A 24,883-nucleotide genomic window follows, 5' to 3' on the forward strand; every position below is an offset into this window, starting at 1 on the left:
CTTATTTATTACTTGCTTCTAAACGGAAGACTACGCGAATGAGAGACCGGCCGCTGTGGATGGAACCCCTCGACGAGGACATCCTTCACTATCTTAAGGAGACCGACGCCGAACTGACTCCATCCGCTATCGCCCGGAATCTCGACCCTCACTCGTACGGGGAAATACGTTTTCGGATAGCAGACCTTGAGAGACAGGGTTTCATCGAAAAAACACACGAAGAGTGGGGCTACTATGGCATTTCGAAGACTGGCCGAGAGTATCTCGATGGACGCCTGAACGAGTCACTATCAAGCGACCATGACCTACCTGATGACGACGATGCTGTGGGAGATGGTACTATTGACTCGCAGACTACTGGGACGACATCTGATTACCGACGTATTCTGCTCACCGATATTCAACAAGAATATGAACGGCAACTAGACTCCTACAAGACGCTCGACAATACAGCACTGCGAGGTGTCCGAACTGGATTTGTCGTTATCGGCGTCCTCGTAACCGGTTTCAGTATTGCAGATCTCCCAGATCCTGCCGAGATACACTGGGGAATCCCGACCCTCATCATCTCTGCGATTATGCTATTTCTCTCGGCGATCCTTCTTGGATGGATTGTCGTCAACATCACCGACTTCGAACACGGTGTTGGCCCAGTTCATCGAGATAGTGTACTTGACGACCCATCTGAACCTATCGAAGAAACGATCGACAGATACGATTCGCTTGGCTCACAACTCGATGCAGAAATCGAGCGCAATACGAACGTCCTTTCGCTCATGCACGTCTCGATTTTTATTGGTGTGTGCGTTCTCATAATCGCTAGTGGGCTCTACGTCTTTACAACCATCTACGAGTGGCAACTTTTGCACGCTGGACTCGCTTCGATTTTACCACCAATTCTGGCCTTTGTAGGAGCGGTACTATTATACAGGATGGCCGCAAATAGCACCATAGACAATGGTACCAGATAACGGCTCAAATAATGGCGACAGTTCCCGCCGATTTCGTGGGGGTAGCCCCCTGACGAGAGCCTTCTGGAGAAAAGTTGGAGTCATGTCGGTTCGTGAAGAACGGGCGATGAAAGCCGACGAAAACGGCAACTAACCCTCAGATTTTAACGCGAGTTACGCTCTCGCCACCTGTTCGTAGGACTCGAGAATTGACGCTCGGACATCGTCTGTGATCTCGTTTGTAGTCCGCAATTCGACCGTATACTTGAACGAGCCACGCCACTTCGAGCTCGGAGGATCTCACTGAACTGACTGTTTTCGTTCGGCGTCCGTAACGGCGGTTCACGAACCGATTCTCTACTGAACCTGACCGTACGGTATAATCTCTATTGAATTATGTTCGGTCCCTAATGCCGACATTTTCCACGATGTGTGTTTTGATTGCCTTCTCTCGCTCGAGCACAAACGTATCGAAATCGTCCTGTTTTAGAGACTCGTATGCTTGATCAGAGATGAAATGACTACGTAAGAGTTCTCTGACTGCTTCTTCATCCCCGTGTTTGGCGATCATCATCTGGAGATATTTCGATGGTCGCTTCGTTTTGATATTGTTATTCGTGCCGTCCAAGATTAGAGTTCTGTTAACGATCGAATCCTTTGCACTGGCAAATGTTTGGGATTTTTCGGGAGCCAAGCCCGTGACCTTTTTCGGGAAGATGTGGTGATCGTTGATCTTCTGTTCGGAGAAATCTCCCGTCCCAACGGTTCGACCCTTGTAGAAATCTTTTGCATTGTGCAACGCCAACAAACAAATGATCGCATTGTATCTGGCAGATCCTTTATCCACGGATCTGAGATCGAGTTCATCAATGAACTCCTCATCGATCTTCATAATTCGTTCGATGGGATTGCCACCATCAATCCACTCCTTCCAATCACGGAAATCCTTGGCCATAACGGTGTCTGACGAACCACTGTAATCCTGAGAGAGGACTGCCGACCAGTACCACTGACTGAGTGTTTGCTTAAATTCAGGATCGTCAGTATCACCATCATATTCCCAGAGAATAGCCGCCAAGACCGGTACAATAGTACTGTTGGGAATGAAGCCAGTCTTTATCGCTCCGAACTCCGCATCGCCCGTATTCATGATAATCTCTCGAGCCTGTTCCATATACGAACAGGACGTGTTCCACAACTGTTCAAACTCCTCGCCTGACTCAACCAATACCTCCTCGTACCTACTACCAGTGCTATCTTTTCTAGTTACTTCCTCACCAGGAATGAGATTATAGAGATATTTTGACGAACAGTAATTTTGTTTGACCAACGAAATTGTCTTTAGAAGATATTCGTTCATATTCGAGTCGATACTCTTCAGCGTCTCGTTGTCCATTTTCTCCCAGAGTTCTTTTCGAAGTTTGACTCCACTTGGATAGAGGAAAGCGTTCATCAGATCGAACGTTGAGAGTTTCATTCCGCTTGCGTTCACCTTCGCAAAAATATTACAAATATCGTGAATGTCTCGGTCGTTGCTCAGTGGATAGTCAACGAAGGTATAATCTAAAATACTCACAAATACATCCCGAACGTCCCACGGTTTGATGTCTGCTGGTAAATCCGACCTCCGTTCCTTAATGAACTGATCAATCCACACTTCGAATTCCTGTGAATCGATGTATTTTTTGTTTGGGTACTTCGAATCAGTAGCCGAGAGAATACAAAGTGGAACCTTTCCGTGATCTATCCAGCTTTCTCTATTCTTCCGCAACTGATCCCAGTCACGATAATTCTGAAAGTATCGATAGGAGACCGACTCTTCATATTCCTCGTTCAGAACCGAAATCAGATCCAGATAAAAGACATAGTAGGATTTTCGACTGGGGAATTTCTCCTCTGGGTTGTGAATTGCGTAGTACAGAGAGGAGAGTCGTTGCTGGCCGTCAAGAACTGCCTTCTCGGGGGTATTTTCGAGGGTTGCACCCCAAATCGGATCCCATTTTTCTTCCTCCCCGCGTTTAGTATCTAAATCCCAAAACAACAGTAGCCCAGTGTAGTAATTTTGAAGGATAGACTCGAAAAGTTCGGCGACCATCGAAGGTTGCCACTCGAATCCTCGCTGGAAATACGGAATGACGTACGATCCATCCTCAACATTCTGTAAGAGAGTTTCTACCTGCTTTGTCCCCGGGTTCTCAACATCAACCATATCTTCCTTCTTTCATCAATAGATACTAAAGGTGAGGGAAGTACTGCTCATGGACACTAAGCAGACATCGGTAAATTGACTCAGATCGTTTGACAAAGCTAACTACCAGACTCTTATAGTAACAGTCACTCAATGACGGGTAAGTGAGAATATGCGACGTGGGAAACTAAATGCGACAGTGGTGGTTCGCTAATGGCCGATACGGTCACACAGGTTATCTCCGAACTCAAGGAGAAGTTCGAGCGCCATCCCGTCTGGGTCTGGTACGACTCGAGCGAAAAGTACGGGAACGTCATCGACGAGATCGAAGCCGCGATGGAAGATCGTGGCGTCAACGTCGCTCGATACAACGGGAGCTTCCTCGAGCTCAAGCGCCGGCTCTGGGAGGAAGACAACGACATCGACGAGCAGTGGCTGTTCTATGTCCCGAAGTGGCGTGACGACGCCGACTGGTTCATGGACGTTCACCGGCTCGGGCGCCAATACCGACCTAGTGCGACGGTTGGCGATCGACCTGCCTCAAAATACCTCGTTGGAAAAGAAGATCGAATCCCGGATGAGTACGCCAACTGGGGGCAAAACGAAACACAACTGAGCCGGGCGTTTTTTTGCGTCCTGTTCGATACACCGAATCACTCCCCACGAGACTACCTCGTCGAGTATCTCGCCGATCCGGACGCATACCGAGATACGATCGAAGAACACGGCCAGGCACACGAGTGGACGCACCTCCTCGAGGAAACCTACGGGATTGCAGCCGGTCTCGATGCCGAGGAAATCGCAACCGAATTGCTCTTCGGCGAACTCGAACACACCTCACCCACCGACCGCTACTCACGGCTTGCAGCCGACGGTACGAGAGAAGCAGCGCGTTTCTGTGAGTACTGGCAGAAGATCGATACCGCGACCTACCTCGAATACGCGGCCGTCGTGAGCGACGATCGAAACCTTACCGAGGAAGTCATCGCCTCGGACGCACTCGAGTGGGAATCCAACGCATTTCGGCAGATCGACGATGGACTCGTCCGGCTCTGCCTGAATCGCCTCCTAGACGCCGACTACGACGAACTTCCAGCGCTCGCAACTGACCTCGAACCCGTCGTCGAACGCCGACAGAACGGCTTCTGGTACGATGAGGGCCACGCAGGCTACTGGGATATTCTCGAGCACGGTCTCGAGGTACTTCATGAGACTGGCTCGGCGATCGAAGAAATCGAAGCCGAAGGTTACGACCCACAGACCATTGCTGACCGGTACACCGAGGAGTGGTGGACGATCGACGCTGCCTATCGTCGATACGTTCGGAGCGTTCAGGATAACCGCCGTGCGGTCGACGAACTCCATGGCGTCCGTGACCAAATTACGGCGTCGTACGTCTCCTTCCTTCGAACGCTCAATCGGCCAGTCGCCGAAGGGTTGGCCACCGACCCCGCGCTCGGTACACCACAGACCGACTTCTTCGACGCGTACGTCGAACGAGAGGAGGGAACCGCCGTTCTCATTTGTGACGGGCTTCGCTACGAATTAGCTCGAGAACTCGAGCAGCGGTTTGAATCCGACGAGGAGACAGACCAACAGATGAAGTTCACCTCGGCAGCCCTCCCCTCGATTACAGAGGTCGGTATGGCGACACACCTCCCCGGCGAACTGTCACTCAAACTCGACTCGGATGACGAATTGGTCGTCTCGGTCGATGACACTGAAATGTCGGATAAAGGCGATCGAAAAGCGCGCTTCGCCGATGCTGGTTTTACCGTCGCCGATATCGATGATATCCTCGACGACCCCCAGTCGGCTCTGAAAGAAGCGGGAACGCCACCAAGGATCGTCTACTCCGGAACCATCGACAAGCTCGGAGAAAGCTTCGACGACGACAAAGCGTTCGGACAGGTTGCCGATCACGTTCGCGACGTCGAAGACGTTATTCAGCGACTCCGTGCGGTTGGGTATACCCGATTCGTCGTTACTGCAGATCACGGCTTCCTCTACACCGAAGAACTCCCGAACAAGGACAAAGTCGACTCACTCGACGGTGTTGCGTTCACGAAACGACGGTTTGCCGTCGCTGACGCGGATGCACCGGTTATTCCCGGTGACGAAATCATCGAGTTCGATGATGAACAGCTACAGAAACTCGGCATTGATGCGGCCGATCTGCGGCTGTTTTTCCCACGAAGCGTGGCCTGTTTCTATGCTGCCGGTGGGAACATGCGCTACTTCCATGGTGGGATCTCGATGCAAGAGCTCGTCGTCCCCTGTCTCACGGTGACGACTGTTGAACGCGAGGACGAGGATGCGCCGATCGAGTACGAGGTCACGTTCCCAGAGAGCGTCTCGAACACGATTGTCGACGTGACGATTACGGCCCGTAGTGGCCAGCTGTCGTTCACCCGGACACCCACCCTCCGACTCACTGCGACGGTTGATGGTAGAGAGGTGGCCGAGCCAAAACGCGTCGAGATAAATCAAGGCGAAAATGAGACCACCATCCGTCTGAAGAGTGGGGAACTTGATGAGGACGCAACCATTTTGTTCGAAGCGATCGATGAGGAAACCCGAGAAACGGTGGCCACTGGTGAAGCAACGAATAACATCATTATGCGGGAGGACTTCGAGTTCGATATTGAATGACTCGTCGTGAACTCGATCAAAAGGCGCTCGAGCACTTTTCTGGACGTGTCGTCCGGAAAGACCTCGTCCAGGACATCAAATCAGGGGCGAACGTTCCGACGTACGTTCTCGAATACCTCGTTGGGAAATACTGTGCGACGGATAGCGAGGCCGCGATCGAAGAGGGAGTCGACACAGTCAAGCAGATCCTGAAAAAGCACTACGTCAGACCTGATGAGGCTGAGTTCATTAAATCAGAAGTCCGCGAACGGGGGCGGTACCGTGTCATCGACAAAGTGACCGTCCACCTGGACGAGCGCCAGGATGCCTACGTCGGCTCGTTCGTCAATCTGAATCTCACGGACGTTGAAATTAACGAGCACCTCGTCAGCAAACACCCGAAGCTGCTTGGTGGAGGTGTCTGGGCGATAATCGATCTGGAATACATTCCGGACAACGTCGGCTCCGAACACAGCCTCTTCGGGATCGACTCGTTCCAGCCGATTCAGGTATCGAGCCTCGACCTCGACGAAATTAAAGAGCAACGCAAGGAGTTCACGCGCGATGAATGGAGGGATCTATTGCTACACAGCATGGGATATGACCCCTCAAGTTTCACTAATCGAGAGAAGATGCTGTTTCTCACTCGTTGTCTCCCTCTCTGTGAGAATAATTACAATTATGTCGAACTCGGGCCGCGTGGAACTGGGAAGAGCTTCCTGTATCGCGAGATCAGCCCACACTCGATTCTCATCTCCGGTGGAAAAACGACGGTTGCGAAGTTGTTCTTGAACCTCAATACAGGCCAGATTGGGCTTGTCGGACGGTGGGATGTTGTCGCCTTCGACGAAGTAGGCGGATTGCGATTCTCCGATTCGGAAGCCGTCCAAATGCTCAAGGATTACATGGAGTCGGGGAGCTTCTCACGAGGGACAGAGGAACTCACAGCACGTGCATCAATGGTCTATGTTGGGAATATCGACCTCGACGTAGAGGGGGTGTTGAAAAGTTCACACCTCTTCAAGCCCTTCCCGGACGAGATGCAGGATCTTGCGCTGATCGATCGCTTCCACTACTATCTTCCCGGCTGGGAAATTCCGAAAATGCGATCGGAATTCTTCGACGACCAGTTCGGCTTTATCGTCGATTATTACTCCGAATTCATGCGCGAGCTCCGGAAAGAATCGCAGGGGGATGCGATCAACGAATACTTCGCATTCGGAGACCACCTGAATCAGCGTGACGAGAAAGCCGTCCGAAAAACTGTATCAGGTTTTCTCAAGATGCTTCACCCAGATGGGGAATACACAAAGGAAGAACTCCAGGAGTATCTCGAGTTCGCGATGGAAGGCCGACGACGGGTGAAAGAGCAGCTCAAGCGAATGGGTGGGATGGAATACAGAGCAGTCAACTTCTCGTACACAGATTTGGACACTCGAGAGGAGATATTTGTCACTGTCCCAGAGGAAGCAGAGGAGACGCTCATTCCTCAAGGATCCCAACAACCAGGTTCGATATACACAATCGGGAATTCGGAGTCCAGTAATGCAGTCTTCCGGATTGAAACCCAAGCGCTACCAGGGAAAGGGAAGAAAAGCATCTCAGGCACCCCTGGATCTAAAATGAAAGAAGAGTTCCAGACTGCCTACGACTACCTCAAAGCAAATATGCGGGAGCTCTCTCGAGACGAAACTCTCGACGATCACGACATCAAAATCCAGGTTTTGAACCCTTCAGATGCCTCTGAAGGAACGTCTACCAGCGTCGGGTTCTTAGTAGGGATAATCTCCAGTATCCTCGATCGACCGGTACGGCCACGCCTTGTCGTACTTGGAAGCATGAGCCTCATGGGAGAACTCGTCGAAGCAAGCTCGCTCGTCGATAAGCTTCAGCTGGCAGTCGATTCAGGAGCGGGAACGGTACTCCTTCCCGCTAAAAACAAAGACAGCTTCAGCAAGATACCGGACGAGATTCTCGACGAACTCGAATTGGTGTTCTATACCGACCCAATCGAAGCCGCTAGCAAGGCGTTACAACTGGAGTGAGAGCTACGCGGATCCATCACCCCCGTTCCGTGTGCATCACCTCGAGCTCGCGGAGGCGTAAGTAATTTTTTGAGCACGTGCCCTTAGGCACACTCAGTAAGAGGGGTTTCCCACCCGCTGGGACGAGATTTGACCCAACAAGCCCGATTCGTCGAATACGCGCAAAACATCCCTCGAGTCGAAACCAAGGGTTAGCCAAAATACAGCGAAAACAGCCGCTAATTAGCCCTGTACGATAGTGTTGCCACTCACCAGGACAGCGCTATCTGAGGGTCGGATTTACCTTTCCGTACTCCCAGGTCTCGGGAGCCGTCTGCCACTGGACGGTCGCCTCTCGAAGCTCGAGCGGATCGCGACCGATTGCTCGCCACGCACGAATCGCTTCCTCGAGCACGTCCTGGATTCGAGGGTTGGATGAGCTCTTCAGCTTCGAGAGCACCATATCGATCCGCAGCGTCGTCTCACCGCCCTCAGCGACCTCGACGAGGGCGGCCCCGTACTTGTTGCAGAACTTCTGCCACGCGTTCGACGACGCGCCTTTCGTCTCGAGGTTGTAGAGATTTGACACGCGATCGGCTGCGTTCTCGATGCCGAATTCGACCTGGTCGACGATCGCGGTGATATCCTGTTCGAACTTCTGGCTCGCGAACGAAACGCTTGCGTTGTCGTTCCGAAGAATACCCCGGAGCCGATCGAGCGTCCGGTAGATCGTGCTGATGCTCCGCCCTGTCTTGTCCGCCAGCTCGTTCGGGTGTACTTCCCCGCCATCGGTAACGAGCGTCTGGAGAACCCGTTCGTCGCTCTCACGGAGCCCGACGAACGTCTGCAGGATCATCGTGTTCTGTTCGGTCTCGAGTTCAGGCGTCGGATCGGCGAACAGTTCGACGGGGTCGTCCGCCGCTACCGCGTCGAAGTGATCGTCCGGGACGTACGTCGTGTGGTCGGGTTTGACCGGGACGTTGCTCCAGGAGAGAGTGTTGATGAGCGTCTCGTCGATCTCTCGCCTGAGCTTTCGGTGATCTTCCCATCGAAACGATCGATTGCTGTTCAGCTTCTTCTTCAGGAGAACACCCACCTTCGGATGGTACAGTGGATCGGTCTCGTCTTTCTCGCGAACGTATTTCGGGTGGTAGTGCTTGATCTGCTTCCCGTACTGGTGGCCAGAGATCAGCCGTCTCGCGTCTGGCGTTGGTAACCGAACACGGTGGTTGTACCCGACAATGTCCTCGTTGTCGACGCGATACTCGAACTTGCTCCCTTTCTCGGTCGCACAGAGGTGCATCAGCCGCTGCATGATGCCAGCTCGGCCGACGACCTTCGAGCTCCACGACCGATTGAGTCGAACGTATCGCTCGTAGGTCGTGATGTTGCTCATCTCGTGTGGCCGGCTCGCGAAGTAGTCCGTGTTGATCGGGAGACTCCCCTCTTGAGCCAGTACCTGGACGAATGTCGGCAGCAGCCGTCGGAACTCGGTTGGCTCGAGGTTAGAGCCGGCAAAGCGGACATTGATCCCCTCGTCCTCGGGGATGTTGTCAAAGGGCGTCGAGACGCGCTCACCGGTTTCGTGGTGGCGCATGTCGGCGAACCGGGGTTGGATGAGGAAGTTCGCCTTTCGCTCTCCAGGTCCGTACCCGCTGATCCGATACTCGTGAAGTCGACTGCTCGCTACGTCGTCCTCGAGGCGTGGCGCGATCCCACTTTTCTGGTACTTGAGGTTGATCGTCCACGTCTCGCCGTCGACCTCCGTCTCTATCTCGCCGGAGTAACCATCGAACCGTTGGATAAGCAATCGACCGAGGATCCAGTAGGGACTTAGACCGTTCTCGGTGAAGATGAGGTTCCCTTCGCACTCGTGAGGCGCGGTGGCGATCTGCCTCACGGGCGACACCCCAATTTATGATGGTTGGGACTGTACGGTTCAGGTAGCTTTCCCCCTTTTCCGGGGGAAATTGAAGGAATCGTATTAAGCCTAGGCCGGGATTTGAACCCGGGCTCTCGTCCTTACCAAGGACGCGCTTTACCGCTAAGCTACCCAGGCAGGCATGCGTTGGTTGACCGGAGTCGTCTTTATGGGTTTCGATTCCCCCCTGAGTGTGTGTCAGGGTGACAGAGGTCCGTACGAACCGCTCAGTGGTCTCCGGTGGACGTCACGCGGTCGGTCGGGATCTCCGTTTCGACCGGCGGTCGCTCGAGGTCGCGTTTACGTTTGTCTTCGCTTGTGTCTTCATCCGTGCTCTCGCCTACACCTGCACCTGCATCGTCACTATCGCGCTCGTCATCAGCATCGACCTCGAACGCCTCGAGGTCCGGGAGACACTCTGCAGCGGGTAGGAACGCGAGGCCGGCATCGGTGGTGACGGTGGCGTCGGCGACCTCGGTGGCCACTGCGAGCAGCTCGGGCGTCGGGTCGGCATCGGCAACCGTCGCACCCGTTCGGATCGCGAGTTCCAGGACGTCCTGTTCGAGGTTCCCGTCCAGGACGGCGGCGTCCGTCTCGTCGGCGTCCACGCGGGTGGTCTGGTCGCGACCGAAGCGGCGAACAGTCCGAACGGCGGTGTCGGCGGCGTCGGTGCGGGCGAGGAGGTAGAAGCCGCGAGCGACGAGAATGTCGGCGGCGAGGATCTCGAGGTCGGCGCGGCTGTCGCCCGTGGTTTCGGCCCAGGGTTCGTCGTGGGCGAGCGCTCGGGTCAGTCGCAGGCCTTCGTAGATGAGCTGGACGCCGGCGGCGTGGTGAGCAATTCCCTCGAGGGAATCGCCGGATTCGCCGGACGTCGGGTCGTCGGCCGCCGGCCGATTCTCGGTTTCGGGTGCTCCTGGACTCTCCCTGCTCGCAGTTTCACCGTTCGATTCGTCATGGCCGTCGCTTCGCTCGTACTTCGCACCGCTCGAGTCCTGGTCGCCCGTCGGCCGCGACTCCGCGCGCTCGAGGACGGACGCGGACGCGAGCGTCAACACACCGGGCGTCATCGAGGCCGTCTCGAGGGTGTCGGTGAGAAAGTCGTGTAGCGCTGCCGGTTCGACGTCCGCGAGCGCGTCGCGAGCGGCTCCTCGGCAGGTATCGACCCGATCCATCATCGGATGGTTACGGCGGAGCAGGCAAAGACCTTTGGAAAGGTGCCACCGACGAGTGGCATGATCGACAGTCGATCGGACGGATCGGTTCGGACGATTCGATTGAACCGGCCGGCCGCGCGAAACGCGCTCACGGTCGACGGGCTCGAGGCGCTCGAGGAGGCTATCCGCGCCGCCCAGGAACCAGTGATCTACCTCGAAGGAGCCGGGCCGGCCTTCTGTGCCGGCGCCGACCTGGACACCGTCGCCGACCTGGATCGCGAGGGGGCCGAGGCGTTCGCCCGGTTGGGCCAGCGAGCCGCGCGAGCGCTCGAAACCGCGGACGCCATCACCGTCGCCGGGATCGACGGGCCGGCCAGGGGTGGCGGGCTCGAGCTGGCGCTGGCCTGCGACGTTCGCGTGGGAACGCCGTCGGCGACGTTCGGCGAGCCAGGGGTCACGTTCGGCCTGTTCGGCGCCTGGGGCGGGACGGTTCGCCTGCCGCGGATCGTCGGCGAGGGGAACGCACTCGACGTCGCGTGTACGGGGCGGGTGCTCGAGGCCGAGGAGGCCCTCCGGATGGGACTGCTGTCGCGAATCGAGGCCGATCCGCGGGCGGTCGCGGCGTCGATCGCGACGCATCCGGCCGATACCCTCCGGGTGCTCAAGGAACGCCTGCGGGACGACGCCGATCGAGACTCACAGGAGACACGCGAGGCGACAGCGTTCGGGCGGTTGCTCGAGGCGCACGCAGACGAAATCGCTGCGCGTCGATAGCGCTGGCGAAGGGGCGAACGATCGAACGGTCGAACGGTCGAGTCGAGGAGAACGCAGCCGGCAGGTTACCGCCAGGTCGAGAGCGTCGGCGCGTCGTCCGCTCCCATCGAAAGCCACGCATCGTCGACGGAGATGTCCGCGATGACGTACTCGTCGCGGCGTCCGTCGGAGTCGATCGAACCGAGAACCGTGTCATCCGACACGGCTGCACCAGGGATGTTATTCGCCACCATGCGAGTAGTTCGCTTGCACGCGAATATAAACTCGTCGGATGTGCTCGACGAGGCTCGAGTTCGAGCTTCGCGGCGAACAACCACAGAAGCACTGCCTTTATACCGATTTTGACCGTACCGAGGTGGTATGAACGTAGCCGACGCGATGACGGTCCGCGACGACGTGGTGTCCGTCTCGCTGCCGGGAACCCGAACAGACGTACTCGAGTACTTTCAGGAGCGAGCGTTTTCCTCCGTGCCGGTCGTCCAGTCCGGCGACGGCACGGCCGAGTACCGCGGACTCGTCTCTCGAGAGACGCTGATCGAACAGCCCGACGAGGACCAGCTCGTCATGCTGATGGAGAACGTGCCGACGACGACGGCCGAGACGAGTCTCGAGGAAGTCGCGAGGGTGATGGTCGAGGAGGGTGCGCGACGCGTTCCCGTCGTGGATGGCGAGTTCGAGGGAATCGTCACGGTCACTGACGTCGTCCACGCAATTGCAAGGGGGGCGGCCGAAACCGACGCCGAAGTCGGCGACTACGCCACCCGAAGCGTGAACACGACCTACGAGGACGTTCCGCTCCCCGTCGCGGAGCGGGAACTCCACTACGCGAACGCCCCGTACGCGGTCGTCCTGGACGACGACGGGCGGATGAGTGGCGTCATCACCGAGGTCGACGTCATCGACGTCGCTCGAATCGTCGAAGGAGAGGAGGAGACGGGCAACAACTTCCCGGACCAGGACGCCGACTACTCCTGGGAGGGGATCAAGGGGGTCGGCAGTCGGTCCCTTCCCACCCGCGACATCGAGTTGCCGACCAGTCCGGTCAGCGAGTTCATGACCGAGGATGTGGTGACCGTCTCGCGGTCGAAGTCCGTCGAGGGGGCTGCTCAGCTGATGATTAGCAACGACATCGAGCAGATTCCGATGGTCACTGGCGACGACCTGGTCGGGATCGTCCGGGATATCGACCTCGTGCGGTCGCTGTACGAGTGAGCGACGTCACAAAGTAATTTCCTGAATGGTGTTACTGAGCGACTTCACTGAACGGCTTCACTGAGCGATTTTCGACGATCGACTGCCGACGCTCGATCACGTATCGACCGGGCTCCTCGAGCCGATTTACCACGGATTCGAGTCGACTTGCCATGGATTCGAGCCGACTCGACCCTGTGATCCCGTAACGCGGCCTCGAAAGTGACTTTTGTCCGGCGGGGTTCGAGACGAGTATGAGCGACGAGGCTACGAGCCAGAAACTGACCGAACTCGCCAAGCGCCGCGGCTACTTCTTCCAGTCCTCAGACGTCTACGGCGGCGTCGGCGGATTCTACACGTTCGGTCCGCAGGGTGCCGCGCTGAAGGGGAATCTCGAGGACGCCTGGCGGGATCGATTCGCCGTCGAGGAGGGCAACATGGAGATCGACGCGCCGACGATCATGCCCGAACCGGTCTTCGAGTCCTCGGGTCACCTCGACACCTTCGACGACATGCTGGTCGAGTGTCCCGAGTGCGGCGAGAGCCACCGGGCAGACCACGTCGTCGAGGACAACACCGAGTACGAGGACGCCGAGGGCCTTCCCATTCCGGAAGTCGAGGAGATCGTCGCCGAGTACGAACTCGTCTGCCCCTCCTGTGGCGCCGGCCTGGCCGGTCAGGCGATCGACGACTTCAACCTCATGTTCGCGACGAACATCGGTCCCGGCGACTCTCAACCGGGGTACCTCCGCCCCGAGACCGCCCAGGGCATCTTCGTCGAGTTCCCGCGGCTCAAGGAGTACGCCCGCAACACGCTCCCGTTCGGCGTCACCCAGATCGGTCGCGCCTACCGAAACGAGATCAGCCCCCGGCGCTCGATCATCCGAACCCGGGAGTTCACCCAGGCCGAACTCGAGTTATTCGTCGATCCCGAGGGCGACAACCCGGACCTATCGGCGGTCGAAGACGTACCCGTCCGCCTGTACCCGGCGACCGAGCAGGAGGCCGTTGATGGCGAGATCCTCGAGACGACCATCGGCGAAGCCGCCGAGAAGGGGATCGTCGCCAGCCCATGGATCGCCTACTACCTGGGCGTCGCCCGCGAGTGGTACGCCGCCGTCGGCGTCGACGTGGATCGCTTCCGATTCCGCCAGCACCTCGCCGGCGAGCGATCGCACTACGCGAGCGATTGCTGGGACGCCGAGGGCCTGATCGACGGCAACTGGATCGAACTCGCCGGTTTCTCCGACCGGGGCGACTACGACCTCTCGAAACACGCCGAGGGCTCGGGCGAGCGCTTCACCGTCTTCCGCCAGTACGACGAACCTCAGACCGTCGAGCGCGCGAGCGTCGACCCCGACATGAGCTACCTGGGTCCGGAGTTCGGCGGCGACGCCGCCGCCGTCGCCGACGCCCTGAAATCGCTGGCCGAACGCGACCGCGAGGCCTTCTCCGGCGACGTCGTCGAAATCGACCTCGAGGGCGAGAGCCACGAGATTCCCGTCGAGAAGACGGGCTTCACCGTCCAGGACGAAACCATCGCGGGCGAACACGTCACCCCGCACGTCATCGAGCCCTCCTTCGGCGTCGACCGGTTGCTCTACACCGTGCTCCACCATGCCTACGCCGAGGACGAGGTCGACGGCGAGGACCGGACCTACCTCGCTCTCGAGCCAGAAATCGCCCCGACCTTCGTCGGCGTCTTCCCGCTCCAGAGCGACGACGACCTCGAGGCGACGGCCGACGAGATCGCCGCGGCCCTTCGAGCCGAGGGCCTCTCAGTCACCTACGACGACTCGGGCAACATCGGCCGGCGCTACCGCCGCCAGGACGAGGTCGGCACCCCGTTCTGCGTCACGGTAGACTATGAAAGCCTGGAGGACGGCGCGGTGACGGTTCGAGAACGTGATTCGACCGCTCAGACGCGGCTGGCCATCGGCGACCTCTCGGAGGCGCTGGCGGCGCTTCGGGCCGGCGATGTCGAATTCGAGGATCTCGCGTAGGCTCGAGACCTGCCCGAGTCAGTTCCTGCCCGAGTTGGGTCCACGCCAGCCGTTCACCAGAGCAGTTAACTCGGAGTCCCTCGAGGCTCTGCGTAGAGCTGAACGATGACCGATTTCTTCCGTTGAGACCGTTCTCGCCGTTATCGATACTACCGTATTCGTCGGCGTGAGTTGTCAGTGGCGCTGTCTCGTACGCTAGTTATATCCGCAACGATTGACCGACACGACCGACAGAAATGACAGAACCGACGTTCATCACCACCGACCGACTCGAGTTACGACCGCCCGAAGAATCGGACGTTCCCTTCCTCCAGGAGGGAGTGAATCACCCGAAGGTACGCCGGTACATCAGCGCCTTCAGGACGCCCTACAGCGAGGAGCACTACCGAGACGAGTTGTGGGACCGCGACGTCGACGCCGATCCGACCTTGCTCGTCGTCCCGAAAGCGGGCGAGTTTGAGGGCGATCCCGTCGGCTCCGTCTCGCTCTCGCCGTTGATCGAGCGCGACGGCTACGCCAACCTCGGCGTCTGGTTCCACCCGAAGGCCTGGGGGAACGGTTACGCCCTCGAGGCCAGCGCCCACCTCCTCGAGTACGGCTTCCGGGAACTCCGTCTGCACCGCGTGTCGGCGACGGCGATGGCGCCGAACGACGCCTCCCGGCGTCTGTGTGAGCGCCTCGGATTCGTCCACGAGGGGACCGCCCGCGAGACGCAGTTCGCCGACGGCGACTACGTCGACGTCGAGCGCTACGGCCTGCTCGAGCGCGAGTGGGATGGTCCGAACACCGTGCTGGACGCCGATTGAGGCGAACGGAACCTACGGCGGACGACGAAACCGGAAGATACCGGGCGCAAGGCCAACCGTTTTGTTCGAATTCGTCGATATTCCTGGCATGGTGACGGATTCGAACGCGACGTGGGAGTACGAGACGGTCAGGCCGCCTCGAGAGGTCACCATGCGCGAAGCCGCCGATCCGAAAGACCTGCTCAACGAGTTCGGACAGAAAGGGTGGGAGTTCGTCGACACGATCGATTACACCGAGGGCGGCACGAAGTACCTCGTCTTCAAGCGGCGACGCTCCGGTGACGACGATGACTGACGACCAGGTCAGCACCGCCGACACGATGCGCGAACGCGCCGACGAGAGTCGGCTCAAACTCTGGCTGCTCGTCGGCGCCAACCGACTCGTCGTCACCGCGGTCCTGACGGCCGCGTTTTTCGCCCTGTTCTCGCTCGGGACGATACTCGAGCCGGGACTCTCGACGATCATGCAAGACCGGGCCGTCATCGAAGGGCTGTTCACCTCGATGCTCACGGCGGTCATCACCACCGCCACCCTGGTGGTGACCATCGGCCAGCTAATCGTCTCCCAGGAGAACGGGCCCCTCGGCGAGCAGCGACAGCGCATGAGTGCGACGATGGACGTCCGTGGCTACGTCGCCGAACTGACCGGCCACCCCGCGCCCGCCGACCCGTCGGCGTTCCTCCGGGCGCTCGTCGTCGCGACGCGCGAACGGGCGACCGCACTCGAGGAGGCCACCGAGGATCTGTCGAACGAGACGGCCAGGGGCGAACTCGAGGAGTTCGTCGACAGCATTCTCGGCAACGCAGACACCGTCACCGACAAACTCGATGGGGCCCGCTTCGGCACGTTCGACGTCGTTCACGCCGCTCTCGATTTCAACTACGGCTGGAAGGTCTTCCAGACCGAGCGCCTCGAAGACGAGTATGCAGATGTGCTCGACGAGAGCCAGCGTACCGCCCTCCAGGACCTCCGACAGTCGCTCGCGATGTTCGGCCCCGCTCGCGAGCACGTCAAGACACTGTACTTTCAGTGGGAACTGATCAACCTCTCGCGGCTGATCCTCTACGCGAGCGTCCCGGCGTTGCTCGTCAGCGGTATGATGCTGACGTTTGTCGACGCGACGACGGTCGTCGGAACGACCCTGGGCGTACAGAACCTGCTCTGGCTCGTCGCCGTCGCGTTCACGCTTACGCTCGTCCCGTTCTTCCTCTTGCTGGCGTACATCCTCCGCGTCACGACGGTGGCCAAGCGGACGCTCGCCATCGGGCCGCTGATCCTCCGTGACTCCCAGCGGTGACCGATTATCGATGTCGTAACCGACGAACTGAATACGCCGGCCAATGAGCACCCACGGGATGGCCGATGAACTCAAGCGACGGCTCGTCCACGCCAGCGGGTCGGGACTCGTCGCGCTCTATCTTCTCGCGGACGCCCTCGAGCTGGGGCTAACCTGGCCCCGGTTTCAGGTCCTGATGGTGGTTCTCGCACTCGGTGCTGTCGTCCTCGAGGTCCTTCGCTTGTACGTGGGTCTCGAGTGGTGGCTCTACGAGAAACTCACTCGCGAGTACGAGCAGAACCAGTTCGCGGGCTACGGCTACTACATGGTGAGCATGACAATCGTCGTCCTCCTCTTCCCCGAGGACATCGCCCTACCGGCGATGTTGATGCTCGCCATCGGCGACCCAATCGCGGGCTACGTCTCCGCGGACACCCTCACCCGATTCAAGGACCGCAAGACGCTCGTCACGATGTTCGTCGTCAGCACGCTCCTGGCACTGCCGTTCTTCCTCGAGACGCCGCTGGTCGCCGTGGCCGCTGCCCTCGGGGCAACGATCGCCGACGGCATCACCATTCGTGTCCGCGAGTTCGTCGTCGACGACAACCTGACGATTCCGTTGTACGCGGCCGTCCTCGGCTCCGTAGCGCTCGCGATTGTGCCAGCCTGAGACGGCGGGTATCGCCGACCGTTGTACCGACCGCTACCCGTCGCGAGCGTCGTTACCAGCGAAACGTATCCGGCACCCATTTGCGGTTTGGATCCTCGGTGCGCTCCATCCAGTCCACGAGTCGATCGGCCATCGCGTCCCGGACGTCGGCGTAGGCCGGGTGGTCCACGAGGTTCTGCAGTTCGGCGGGGTCGGCCTCGAGATCGTACAGTTCGTTCCGATCGGGGCCGTTGTAGACGAACTTGTGCCCGCGCGTGCGGACCATCCGCTGGGTGTAGAGGCCGAACTCCTCGCCGTGGTACTGGGAGAACGTCGAGTCGGGCCACGCCGGGTTCTCGCCCGCGAGCAACGGGACGAGACTCCGGGAGTGGAACGATTCAGGTACCTCGAGGCCGCCAATCTCGAGAAACGTCGCCGCCAGGTCGTGGAGGTGAACCGGCTCGTCGCGAGTCGTACCGGGGTCGGTGACGCCCGACCAGCGAATCTGCAGCGGAATGTGGTAGGTCTCGTCGTACATCAGCGGCCCCTTGTTGAACTGACGGTGTGAGCCCGTGAAGTCGCCGTGGTCGGAGGCGTGGACCACGACCGTCTCCTCGGCGAGGCCGAGTTCCTCGAGCGCCTCGAGGATCCGTCCCATCTGGTGGTCGATGAGCGTCACGAAGCCGAAGTACTTCGCGACGGCCTCGGCCCAGGTGTCCCAGCCGAAGTCCTGGACGCCCCGATAGCGCAGAAACTGTTCGTGGACCGCCGGTTTGCCCGCGTAGGTCTCGGCGTAGGTGTCCCAGGGTTCGAGGTCCTCGGGGTCGTACATCGAGGCGTAGGGTTCGGGGACGACGTAGGGGTGGTGTGGGCCGTAGAAGTCGGCGCGGTGGAAGAACGGAGACCTGTCGTCACCTGCGGACTCATCTCGGCCGTCGGCGTGCGCCTCGAGCGCCTCGATCGTCCGCTCGGCGAGGAAGTACGCCCGCGTGTCCTCGACGTCGACTGGCGTCTTCGCCGCGACGAGAGTGCCGGATTCGGACCCACCCGCGGTGTGAATCTCGTCCTGGAGGTCGGTCTCCTCGATGGGGGTGCCGCGGCGCTCGCGGTACTCCTGGTACGCATCGTCGATGTCGTCGTGGTGGACGTCGCTGCCACCCAGGTACTCGAAGCCGAAGTCCTCGGGCGTCTGGTCGCGTCCGACGTGCCACTTGCCGGTGTAGGTCAGGTCGTATCCGCTCTGGGCGAGCAGCTCCGAGAAGGTCGGCAACTCGGGCGAGAGGTTCGGCTGGATCGCGTCCGCCTCGTGGGAGTTGTTGAGCATGCCGTGGGCGTGGGGAAACAGCCCCGTCAGCAGAGACGCGCGGGCGCTCGTGCAGATGCTGATCGGCGTTACGGCGTGGGTGAACCGGACGCCCTCACTCGAGAGGCGGTCGAACGTTGGCGTCTCGACCGGCGGGCCGTCGGGTGTCGTACAGTCGTACCGTTCCTGGTCGGTGAGGACGAACAGGACGTTCGGGTTCGAGGGCGAGTCGGTCATCGGGTTCGGTACATCGAGTGGAGGGAAAAGCCTGGTCGGTCACTCGGTTACTCGGTCACGAGGCAGTATAGAAATCCTCGAGTGATGATGAGTTCAAGCAGTCGTGCTGAATACAAAGCGCGAATGTTGCACGAGATTTGGCACAGTTTGTGAAGGTGATGGTCGGTCAGTACAGGTGGTGCGGTTTTCGAGCAAGCACTTCGTCTCTCCAATCACTGTCATAAACGACGTGCTGAATATCGACTGGAGTCAGTCACCCCCAGAAGATATTCAATATGTGAAGTAGTTGATATGGTATGTCAATCCCCGGCGGCCTTGAAGTATTCCTCATCCCCGCTTTGCTCCTGCTCGCCTTCCTCGGACTTGCGTCGAAATACCTATTGAAATGGTTTCGGCAGGGATATGAGGACGATTCGGGAGAGGGTTCCAAAAACCGTTCGTGATTTAGCACACCGCCCGATGTTACATTCCTGATTAGTTGTCTCGCATTCAATAAGCACGTGTAGTGAGCGGATGGTTCATAGATCTCGTCGTGAAACAAACGTGATTGTTGTGCTGCACTTATCCTCTATATGCAGCACGCAATTCCTATCAACGGTTGAAAGTTTCACCAGAGGCGGTCACGAGCAAGCCGGCACAGACGAGCGTCGCGACGGCGACGGTCCCCGCGAGGAGCCAGAACGCCGGTCGGAAGCCAGCCGTTTCCGAGAGGACGCCGACGACGGCAGGGGCGACCGCACCCGCGCCCATCAACAGGGTCCGGACGACGCCGAGACTGCCGCCAGCGATAGAGTCGGGAATGGTCTGGACGAGGTAGGCTCCGCGGACGGGCCGGAATCCGTGGGATCCCAGGCCGATTCCGACGAGCGCAACGCCCAGTGCCAGCGCGGATCCGCTTCCCGTGAGGACCACGAACGCGACCGTGGCAGCCGTAGCCAGCGCCAGCGCGGCGACGATCACCGGCAACGTGCCGACCCGGTCGCTGAGTTCGCCGCTCGCGAGCTGGACGACGCTGACGGCGAACAGGGCACCGTAGAGGAGGTTCGCCGTAGCCGACTCGAGGCCGGCCTCGTTCGTCAGGTACAGCGGCGCGAACGCGACCAGGCCGTTGTAGGTGAACGAGAAGCAGATCGTCGCGAGGACGAACGCGGCGAATCGACGGTCGCGAAACAGGCTCGCGTATCGGCGGAGGCCGGGGTCAGACGGTGAACTCGAGCCGTCCGCCTGGGACTCGCCGGAACGCGAGTCGACGCCTCGAGCAGCGCCCGGCAATCGTTTGGGCACCCGAACGAGAAAGAGCGCTCCCAGGACGAGTCCGAGCGCGCCAGCGACGAGAAAGAGGAGCCGCCAGCCGGGGACCGCGAGGGACAGTCCCGCGACGAGGACGACCGCAGTCGGGGCGACGACGCCCGCATAGGTGCCGAGCGTGTCGAGAAACCCCAGCGCGCGGCCCGTCCGCTCCGGGTAGGTTCGCGACAGCAAGCGGACGGCGACGGTCTTGTGTGCACCGGTGCCAGCCCCCATGACGAGCATCGCGCCCACGAGCACGACGAAGGGAGAATCGACAACCAGGACGAGCGCCCCGAAGGAAGCGAGGACGACGCCACCGACGATCACCGTCACGGCGCCGATTCGGTCGGCGAGCACGCCCGAAGGGAACTGCATGGCGGCGTAGACGAGCATGAAGCCAGTGAACGCGGTGCCGAGGACGGCGTTCGAGACGCCATAGCTCGCCTGGAAGGCGTCGAACAGCGGCGGGAAGGCGTACCGGAGGAACTTCGCGAGAAACCAGATCAGGGCGGTCAGGACGAGCGCGTCGTAGCGGGCGAGCCCCGCCAGCGAGGATCTCGACAGCGCCGCCCCGACTCGAGCCATCGCCTCGAGGTCGAGGGGCCAGCCACGAGTACGCATCGGTTCCGGCAGCGGGCGCTGGTCCGACTGCGCGTTCGGCTGGCAGTAGATGTAGATGCTCATTCGCCTGCGCGTTCGTCCGACAGCTGCCGTCACCGTGACAGGAACCGACGGCGCCGACTCGAGCACCGATTCCCTACTTCGTCGTCTGGGAGTACTCCGCCACCCACTCCTTCAGCGTAATCCCCATCGTCGCCTGGGTAATCGCGTTCGAACTCGCCGAGTTGGCGCTCTTGACCAGTTCCGCCTCGAGCGTCCGGGTCGGCACCTCCCCGAGGAAGTGCGGGATCGCCCGCTGAACCGCGAGCGGACAGCCCACCTCGTGGGCCAGCGCATACCCCGAGATCGAGTGGGGAATCTCCTCACTGCAGTAGGTCGGATCGGGGTCGACCAGATCGTCGTCCACGAAGTCGACGTACTCGTAGCACTTGCCCACGTCGTGGAGCAGACAGGCCGCGACCAGGACGTCCTCGTCGGGGTCGGCGCCGTGGAACTCGCGCTGGATCTCAGCGGACTCGAGGGCGACTTTCGTCGTCCCGCGGACGTGCTCGACGTTGTCGACCTCGTGGATGTTCCAGGCGTAGGGAACGTCGTGGATATCCTGCCAGCCCCCGCGCTCGAGCGCTAGCGTCCACGCCTCGATCACCTGCTCGCGGAGGTCGTCGTCCGCGATGGCCTCGAGTTCGGGGAAGGCCTCGCGGACCTGGCTCTCGTAGTCGGATTCGGAGCCCTCGCCGGACTCCGAGTCGAGGTCGCTCATCCGTCAGTCTCCGTCCGTCCGGTCGACCTGCAGCGTCTCCTGACCGATGAAGCGCGGGCGCTCCTCGATGGCGAGGAAGTTGTCCACATCCTCGCGGGCCTCCTTCGCCTTGCCGCGGTCGGGATCGTAGTCGCGCGAGCCCTCGCTCCCGAGGGCGTCGTAGAGCGCCTCGAGGTCCTCGAAGTAGAGTTCAGCAATGCCGTCGAACTCCGCGTTCTCGGGATCGGCGGGGAGGACGGTCGCGTAGCGGGCGACCCCCTCAATCTCGCGGGCGATCGGCGTATGTTCGTTCTGCCAGTGGTCGACGAACTCCTCGTGGGTCATGCCCTCCTGGCGGACGAGGAACGCCGAGTGCTTGTACAGGCCCGTCGTGTCCCCGTCGGTCTCGTCTTTCTGGACGATTTCCTCGCCGATGAATCGGGGGCGACCCTCGAGGTCGAGGAAGTTGTCTACGTCCGCACGGGCCTCGGCGGCGACCTCCTTCGTCGGGTCGTAGTCCCGGGAGCCGGAGCTACCGAGCGCGTCGTGGAGGTCCTCGAGCGTCTCGAAGTAGAGTTCGGCGAGGCCGTCGAACTCGGCGTGCTCGGGTTCGGTGGGGAGCACGGTCTGGTAGCGGACGACGCCCTCGATGTCGCGGGCGATGGGCGTGTGCTCGTTCTGCCAGTAGTCGACGAACTCCTCGTGGCTGAGGTCGTCTCTCCGGACCAGCAACGCGACGTGTTTGTACATACGTCTCGAGAGACGGCGCGTTCGCTCAAAAAAGGTGAGGAACCGCGGTCAGGGTTCGGCGCTCCCGCGGGTGGGGTCGGGCGTGGCGCGGCCGGAGGTCGGGGGTCGGCGACCGGGCGCTCCCGCGGTCGTCCGATCGACGAAAACGAGGCTCGAGACCGGCCGGTAGGATTAACCCCGTCGCGCTCGGCTTCTCGAGCGAACGCCGCGGCGACCAGCCCCGGCACGGTCCCGAGATCATGGCCCGTACCGCCCTCGTCCACCTCGTCCTCTTCATCGCGGTCGTGAGCGTCGCCACCCTCGCCGTCGGCGTGCTCGTCACCGAATCCGGCCTCTACGCGGACGCCCTCGAAGACGAGAGTGACCGCGAGCGCGCCGTCCTGGAGACCGAACTGACGATCGTCAACGATCCCGAGTCGGGCGCGACCTACGACGGGAACGGAACGACCACGGTGTACGTCAAGAACGTCGGCGGAAAGACCCTCGAGCCGAGCGACCTGGAGGTCGTCCTCGATGGCGAGTACGTCACCGCACCCGAAACCAGAGTCGTCGACGGCGACCGCTGGCGCGAGGGGACGGTCCTCGAAGTGACGATCGACCGCCCGCTCGAGCGGGGCGATCACCGCGTCGCCGTCTCCCTCGACGAGGCGTGGGCGACGCTCGAGTTTGCCCACCGCGTCGTCTTCTGGCTCGACAGCCAGCCACCCGCGACGTGTTCGGCCGACGAGTGTACCGTCAACGCCAGCGAGGAGACCCTGACGCTGACGATGGGAACCGATCCCGTCGAGGAAGGCGTCGACGTGACCTACTCGCTGAACGACTCCGCGGATGAAAACGTGACGCTCGAACGCACCACGGGGACGACGGACGCAGGCGGCGAGAACGCCACCGTACTCGACTTTAGCCCGCTGGCCAACGAGATCAGCGTCTCTGAATCGGTGCTGGTGACCGTCGACGCGGGCTGGGATACGCAGACGCTGGTCGTCCGGATCGAGTCCGAGGGGTGACGATCTTCGCCAATCACGGCGTTCGTGACTGCCACCTGCTTGCAAAGCGGTTATTCGACCGGCCGTTGAGCGTTACCTGTGCGACTCGTCCAGCTATCGGTTCCAGAGGGAAAACTCGAGGCCGTCCGCAAGGCCCTTGACGAGGACGAACTCCCCTACGTCGTCACGGACGAGACCAGCGGCCGCGGCCACGAGGCGCTCGTCTACATTCCGCTGCCGACGGGGATGGTCGAGTCGACGCTCGATACGCTGCGCGCCCGCGGCATCGGTGAGGACGCCTACACGGTCGTCGTCGACGCCGAGACGGTCATCTCCGAGGAGTTCGATGCGCTCCAGGACGAGAACAACGGCGGGGACGTCGAGTCCGAGCGCATCTCGAGACAGGAATTGCGGACCGAGGCCACCGAACTGACGCCGCCGCTCGACGTGTTCGTCGTGATGACGGTCGTCAGCACCGTCGTCGCCACGGCAGGACTCCTCCTCGACTCGGCGGCCGTGGTCGTCGGCTCGATGGTGATCGCGCCGCTGATCGGGCCCGCCCTGGGCGCGAGCGTCGGCTCCGTGATCAACGACGAGGAGTTGCTCGCCACGAGCGTCAAGTACCAGCTTCTCGGAGTCGTCCTGGCGATCGTCGCGGCGGCGGTCTTCGCCTGGCTCGTCAGGCTGGGGAACATCGTGCCGCCGGGGCTCGCCATCAGCGGCGTCGGCGAGATTGAAGAGCGCCTCACCCCAGACCTGCTCTCGCTGGCCGTCGCGCTCGGGGCCGGTGTCGCCGGCGTGGTGAGCATCACGACGGGCATCTCTGTCGCTCTCGTCGGGGTCATGATCGCCGCCGCCCTTATCCCGCCGGCCGCCGCGGCCGGCATTGCCATCGCCTGGGGCGAACCGATGGCCGCCGTCGGATCGACCGTCCTCGTCCTCGTGAACGTCCTCTCGGTGAACCTCGCCGGACTCCTCACGCTCTGGTACGCCGGCTACCGACCTGAACGACTCTTCGATCGCGGCCTCGCCGAACGTCGCGTTCGCAAACAGGTCGTCGGCCTGATCGTCGTCGTCCTGGTGTTCTCGACGTTCCTGGGTGGGATCACCTACTCGAACTTTACGACCGCTACCTTCGAGGACGACGCTCGGACCGAAACCCAGGAACTGCTCGAGCAAGAGCAGTACGCGGCTTACGAACTCATCGCCCTCGATATCGAACTCACCGACGACTTCCCCTTCCGCGGGCCCGAACGGGTGATCGTCACCATTGGTGGCCCGCCCCAGGACGCCCCGATCGGCATCGCGACCGACCTCGAGGAACGCATCTCGGCACAGACCGACGACCCCGTCGCGGTCACCGTCCGCTACGTCGACGTCATTTCCCTC

19 protein-coding genes, 1 tRNA gene and 1 pseudogene are annotated in these 24,883 nt (G+C 60.4%); 12 read left to right on the forward strand and 9 right to left on the reverse strand.

Translation table 11 applies throughout. The features are described from left to right. Positions 1 to 59: 59 nt before the first annotated feature. Positions 60 to 971 (forward strand): helix-turn-helix domain-containing protein, encoded by a 912-nt coding sequence (locus NGM15_RS10395; protein ID WP_253430480.1) that lies wholly within the window; start codon positions 60 to 62, stop codon positions 969 to 971. Between the two features lie 373 nt (positions 972 to 1,344). Here the strand turns inward: NGM15_RS10395 and NGM15_RS10400 are convergent, their stop codons facing one another. Beyond that, the gene (locus NGM15_RS10400) at positions 1,345 to 3,159 is read right to left on the reverse strand and encodes a GmrSD restriction endonuclease domain-containing protein (RefSeq protein WP_253430482.1); all 1,815 of its coding nucleotides are present in this window, start codon (positions 3,157 to 3,159) and stop codon (positions 1,345 to 1,347) included. A 192-nt stretch (positions 3,160 to 3,351) separates the two neighbouring features. Between NGM15_RS10400 and NGM15_RS10405 the strand changes: the two genes are divergently transcribed. Next, on the forward strand, positions 3,352 to 5,790 hold the full coding sequence (locus NGM15_RS10405) for a PglZ domain-containing protein (protein WP_253430485.1): 2,439 nt from the start codon (positions 3,352 to 3,354) through the stop codon (positions 5,788 to 5,790). After that, positions 5,787 to 7,814, forward strand: coding sequence for a protease Lon-related BREX system protein BrxL (brxL, locus tag NGM15_RS10410; protein ID WP_253430488.1), 2,028 nt, complete (start codon positions 5,787 to 5,789; stop codon positions 7,812 to 7,814). Before NGM15_RS10405 ends, brxL begins: the two co-directional genes overlap by 4 nt. A gap of 262 nt (positions 7,815 to 8,076) precedes the next feature. On the opposite strand, the gene NGM15_RS10415 is transcribed toward brxL, so the two are convergent. The 3 genes from NGM15_RS10415 to NGM15_RS10425 form a co-directional block, all read right to left on the reverse strand. Then, positions 8,077 to 9,693, reverse strand: a complete 1,617-nt coding sequence (locus tag NGM15_RS10415) for a DUF7845 domain-containing protein (protein WP_253430490.1) — start codon at positions 9,691 to 9,693, stop codon at positions 8,077 to 8,079. A gap of 87 nt (positions 9,694 to 9,780) precedes the next feature. Further along, positions 9,781 to 9,852: transfer RNA gene (locus NGM15_RS10420), tRNA-Thr, on the reverse strand. A gap of 89 nt (positions 9,853 to 9,941) precedes the next feature. Next, the gene (locus tag NGM15_RS10425; RefSeq protein WP_253430493.1) at positions 9,942 to 10,886 is read right to left on the reverse strand and encodes a DUF7114 family protein; all 945 of its coding nucleotides are present in this window, start codon (positions 10,884 to 10,886) and stop codon (positions 9,942 to 9,944) included. Between the two features lie 60 nt (positions 10,887 to 10,946). Between NGM15_RS10425 and NGM15_RS10430 the strand changes: the two genes are divergently transcribed. Continuing rightward, the gene (locus NGM15_RS10430; protein ID WP_253430496.1) at positions 10,947 to 11,642 is read left to right on the forward strand and encodes an enoyl-CoA hydratase/isomerase family protein; all 696 of its coding nucleotides are present in this window, start codon (positions 10,947 to 10,949) and stop codon (positions 11,640 to 11,642) included. Positions 11,643 to 11,707: 65 nt separating this feature from the next. On the opposite strand, the gene NGM15_RS10435 is transcribed toward NGM15_RS10430, so the two are convergent. Further along, complete coding sequence (locus NGM15_RS10435; protein ID WP_253430498.1) at positions 11,708 to 11,875, reverse strand: DUF7556 family protein; 168 nt, start codon at positions 11,873 to 11,875, stop codon at positions 11,708 to 11,710. Positions 11,876 to 12,002: 127 nt separating this feature from the next. Here NGM15_RS10435 and NGM15_RS10440 point away from each other — a divergent pair, with 127 nt between their 5' ends. From NGM15_RS10440 to NGM15_RS10465, 6 genes are all read left to right on the forward strand, one after another. After that, positions 12,003 to 12,854 (forward strand): CBS domain-containing protein, encoded by an 852-nt coding sequence (locus NGM15_RS10440; protein WP_253430501.1) that lies wholly within the window; start codon positions 12,003 to 12,005, stop codon positions 12,852 to 12,854. 233 nt (positions 12,855 to 13,087) lie between these two features. Then, entirely contained in the window at positions 13,088 to 14,836 is a 1,749-nt protein-coding gene (gene glyS, locus NGM15_RS10445; RefSeq protein ID WP_253430503.1) for a glycine--tRNA ligase, read from the forward strand. 236 nt (positions 14,837 to 15,072) lie between these two features. Continuing rightward, positions 15,073 to 15,642: a GNAT family N-acetyltransferase gene (locus tag NGM15_RS10450; RefSeq protein ID WP_253430506.1), complete on the forward strand. Its 570-nt coding sequence runs from the start codon at positions 15,073 to 15,075 to the stop codon at positions 15,640 to 15,642. Positions 15,643 to 15,730: 88 nt separating this feature from the next. Next, entirely contained in the window at positions 15,731 to 15,937 is a 207-nt protein-coding gene (gene sp36, locus NGM15_RS10455) for a Sp36 family protein (protein WP_253430509.1), read from the forward strand. Further along, positions 15,930 to 16,940, forward strand: coding sequence for a DUF7972 family membrane protein (locus NGM15_RS10460; RefSeq protein ID WP_253430512.1), 1,011 nt, complete (start codon positions 15,930 to 15,932; stop codon positions 16,938 to 16,940). Before sp36 ends, NGM15_RS10460 begins: the two co-directional genes overlap by 8 nt. A gap of 58 nt (positions 16,941 to 16,998) precedes the next feature. Beyond that, positions 16,999 to 17,589, forward strand: coding sequence for a diacylglycerol/polyprenol kinase family protein (locus tag NGM15_RS10465; RefSeq protein ID WP_253438031.1), 591 nt, complete (start codon positions 16,999 to 17,001; stop codon positions 17,587 to 17,589). A 52-nt stretch (positions 17,590 to 17,641) separates the two neighbouring features. On the opposite strand, the gene NGM15_RS10470 is transcribed toward NGM15_RS10465, so the two are convergent. From NGM15_RS10470 to NGM15_RS10485, 4 genes are all read right to left on the reverse strand, one after another. Next, the gene (locus NGM15_RS10470; RefSeq protein ID WP_253430514.1) at positions 17,642 to 19,108 is read right to left on the reverse strand and encodes a sulfatase family protein; all 1,467 of its coding nucleotides are present in this window, start codon (positions 19,106 to 19,108) and stop codon (positions 17,642 to 17,644) included. Between the two features lie 591 nt (positions 19,109 to 19,699). Further along, positions 19,700 to 20,983: an MFS transporter gene (locus NGM15_RS10475; RefSeq protein WP_253438034.1), complete on the reverse strand. Its 1,284-nt coding sequence runs from the start codon at positions 20,981 to 20,983 to the stop codon at positions 19,700 to 19,702. Between the two features lie 172 nt (positions 20,984 to 21,155). Continuing rightward, positions 21,156 to 21,779, reverse strand: coding sequence for an HD domain-containing protein (locus tag NGM15_RS10480; RefSeq protein WP_253430516.1), 624 nt, complete (start codon positions 21,777 to 21,779; stop codon positions 21,156 to 21,158). 3 nt (positions 21,780 to 21,782) lie between these two features. Then, positions 21,783 to 22,508, reverse strand: coding sequence for an EthD domain-containing protein (locus tag NGM15_RS10485; protein ID WP_253430519.1), 726 nt, complete (start codon positions 22,506 to 22,508; stop codon positions 21,783 to 21,785). A 239-nt stretch (positions 22,509 to 22,747) separates the two neighbouring features. Here NGM15_RS10485 and arlG point away from each other — a divergent pair, with 239 nt between their 5' ends. Beyond that, positions 22,748 to 23,515 carry an archaellum stator protein ArlG gene (gene arlG / locus NGM15_RS10490; protein WP_253430522.1) on the forward strand — a complete coding sequence of 256 codons (768 nt, stop codon included), beginning with the start codon at positions 22,748 to 22,750 and terminating at the stop codon, positions 23,513 to 23,515. 78 nt (positions 23,516 to 23,593) lie between these two features. Continuing rightward, positions 23,594 to 24,877, forward strand: a pseudogene (locus NGM15_RS10495) (TIGR00341 family protein); the annotation flags it as partial. Positions 24,878 to 24,883 lie beyond the last annotated feature (6 nt).

Origin of the sequence: Natronosalvus halobius (genome assembly GCF_024138145.1) — an archaeon.
GTDB lineage: Archaea > Halobacteriota > Halobacteria > Halobacteriales > Natrialbaceae > Natronosalvus > Natronosalvus halobius.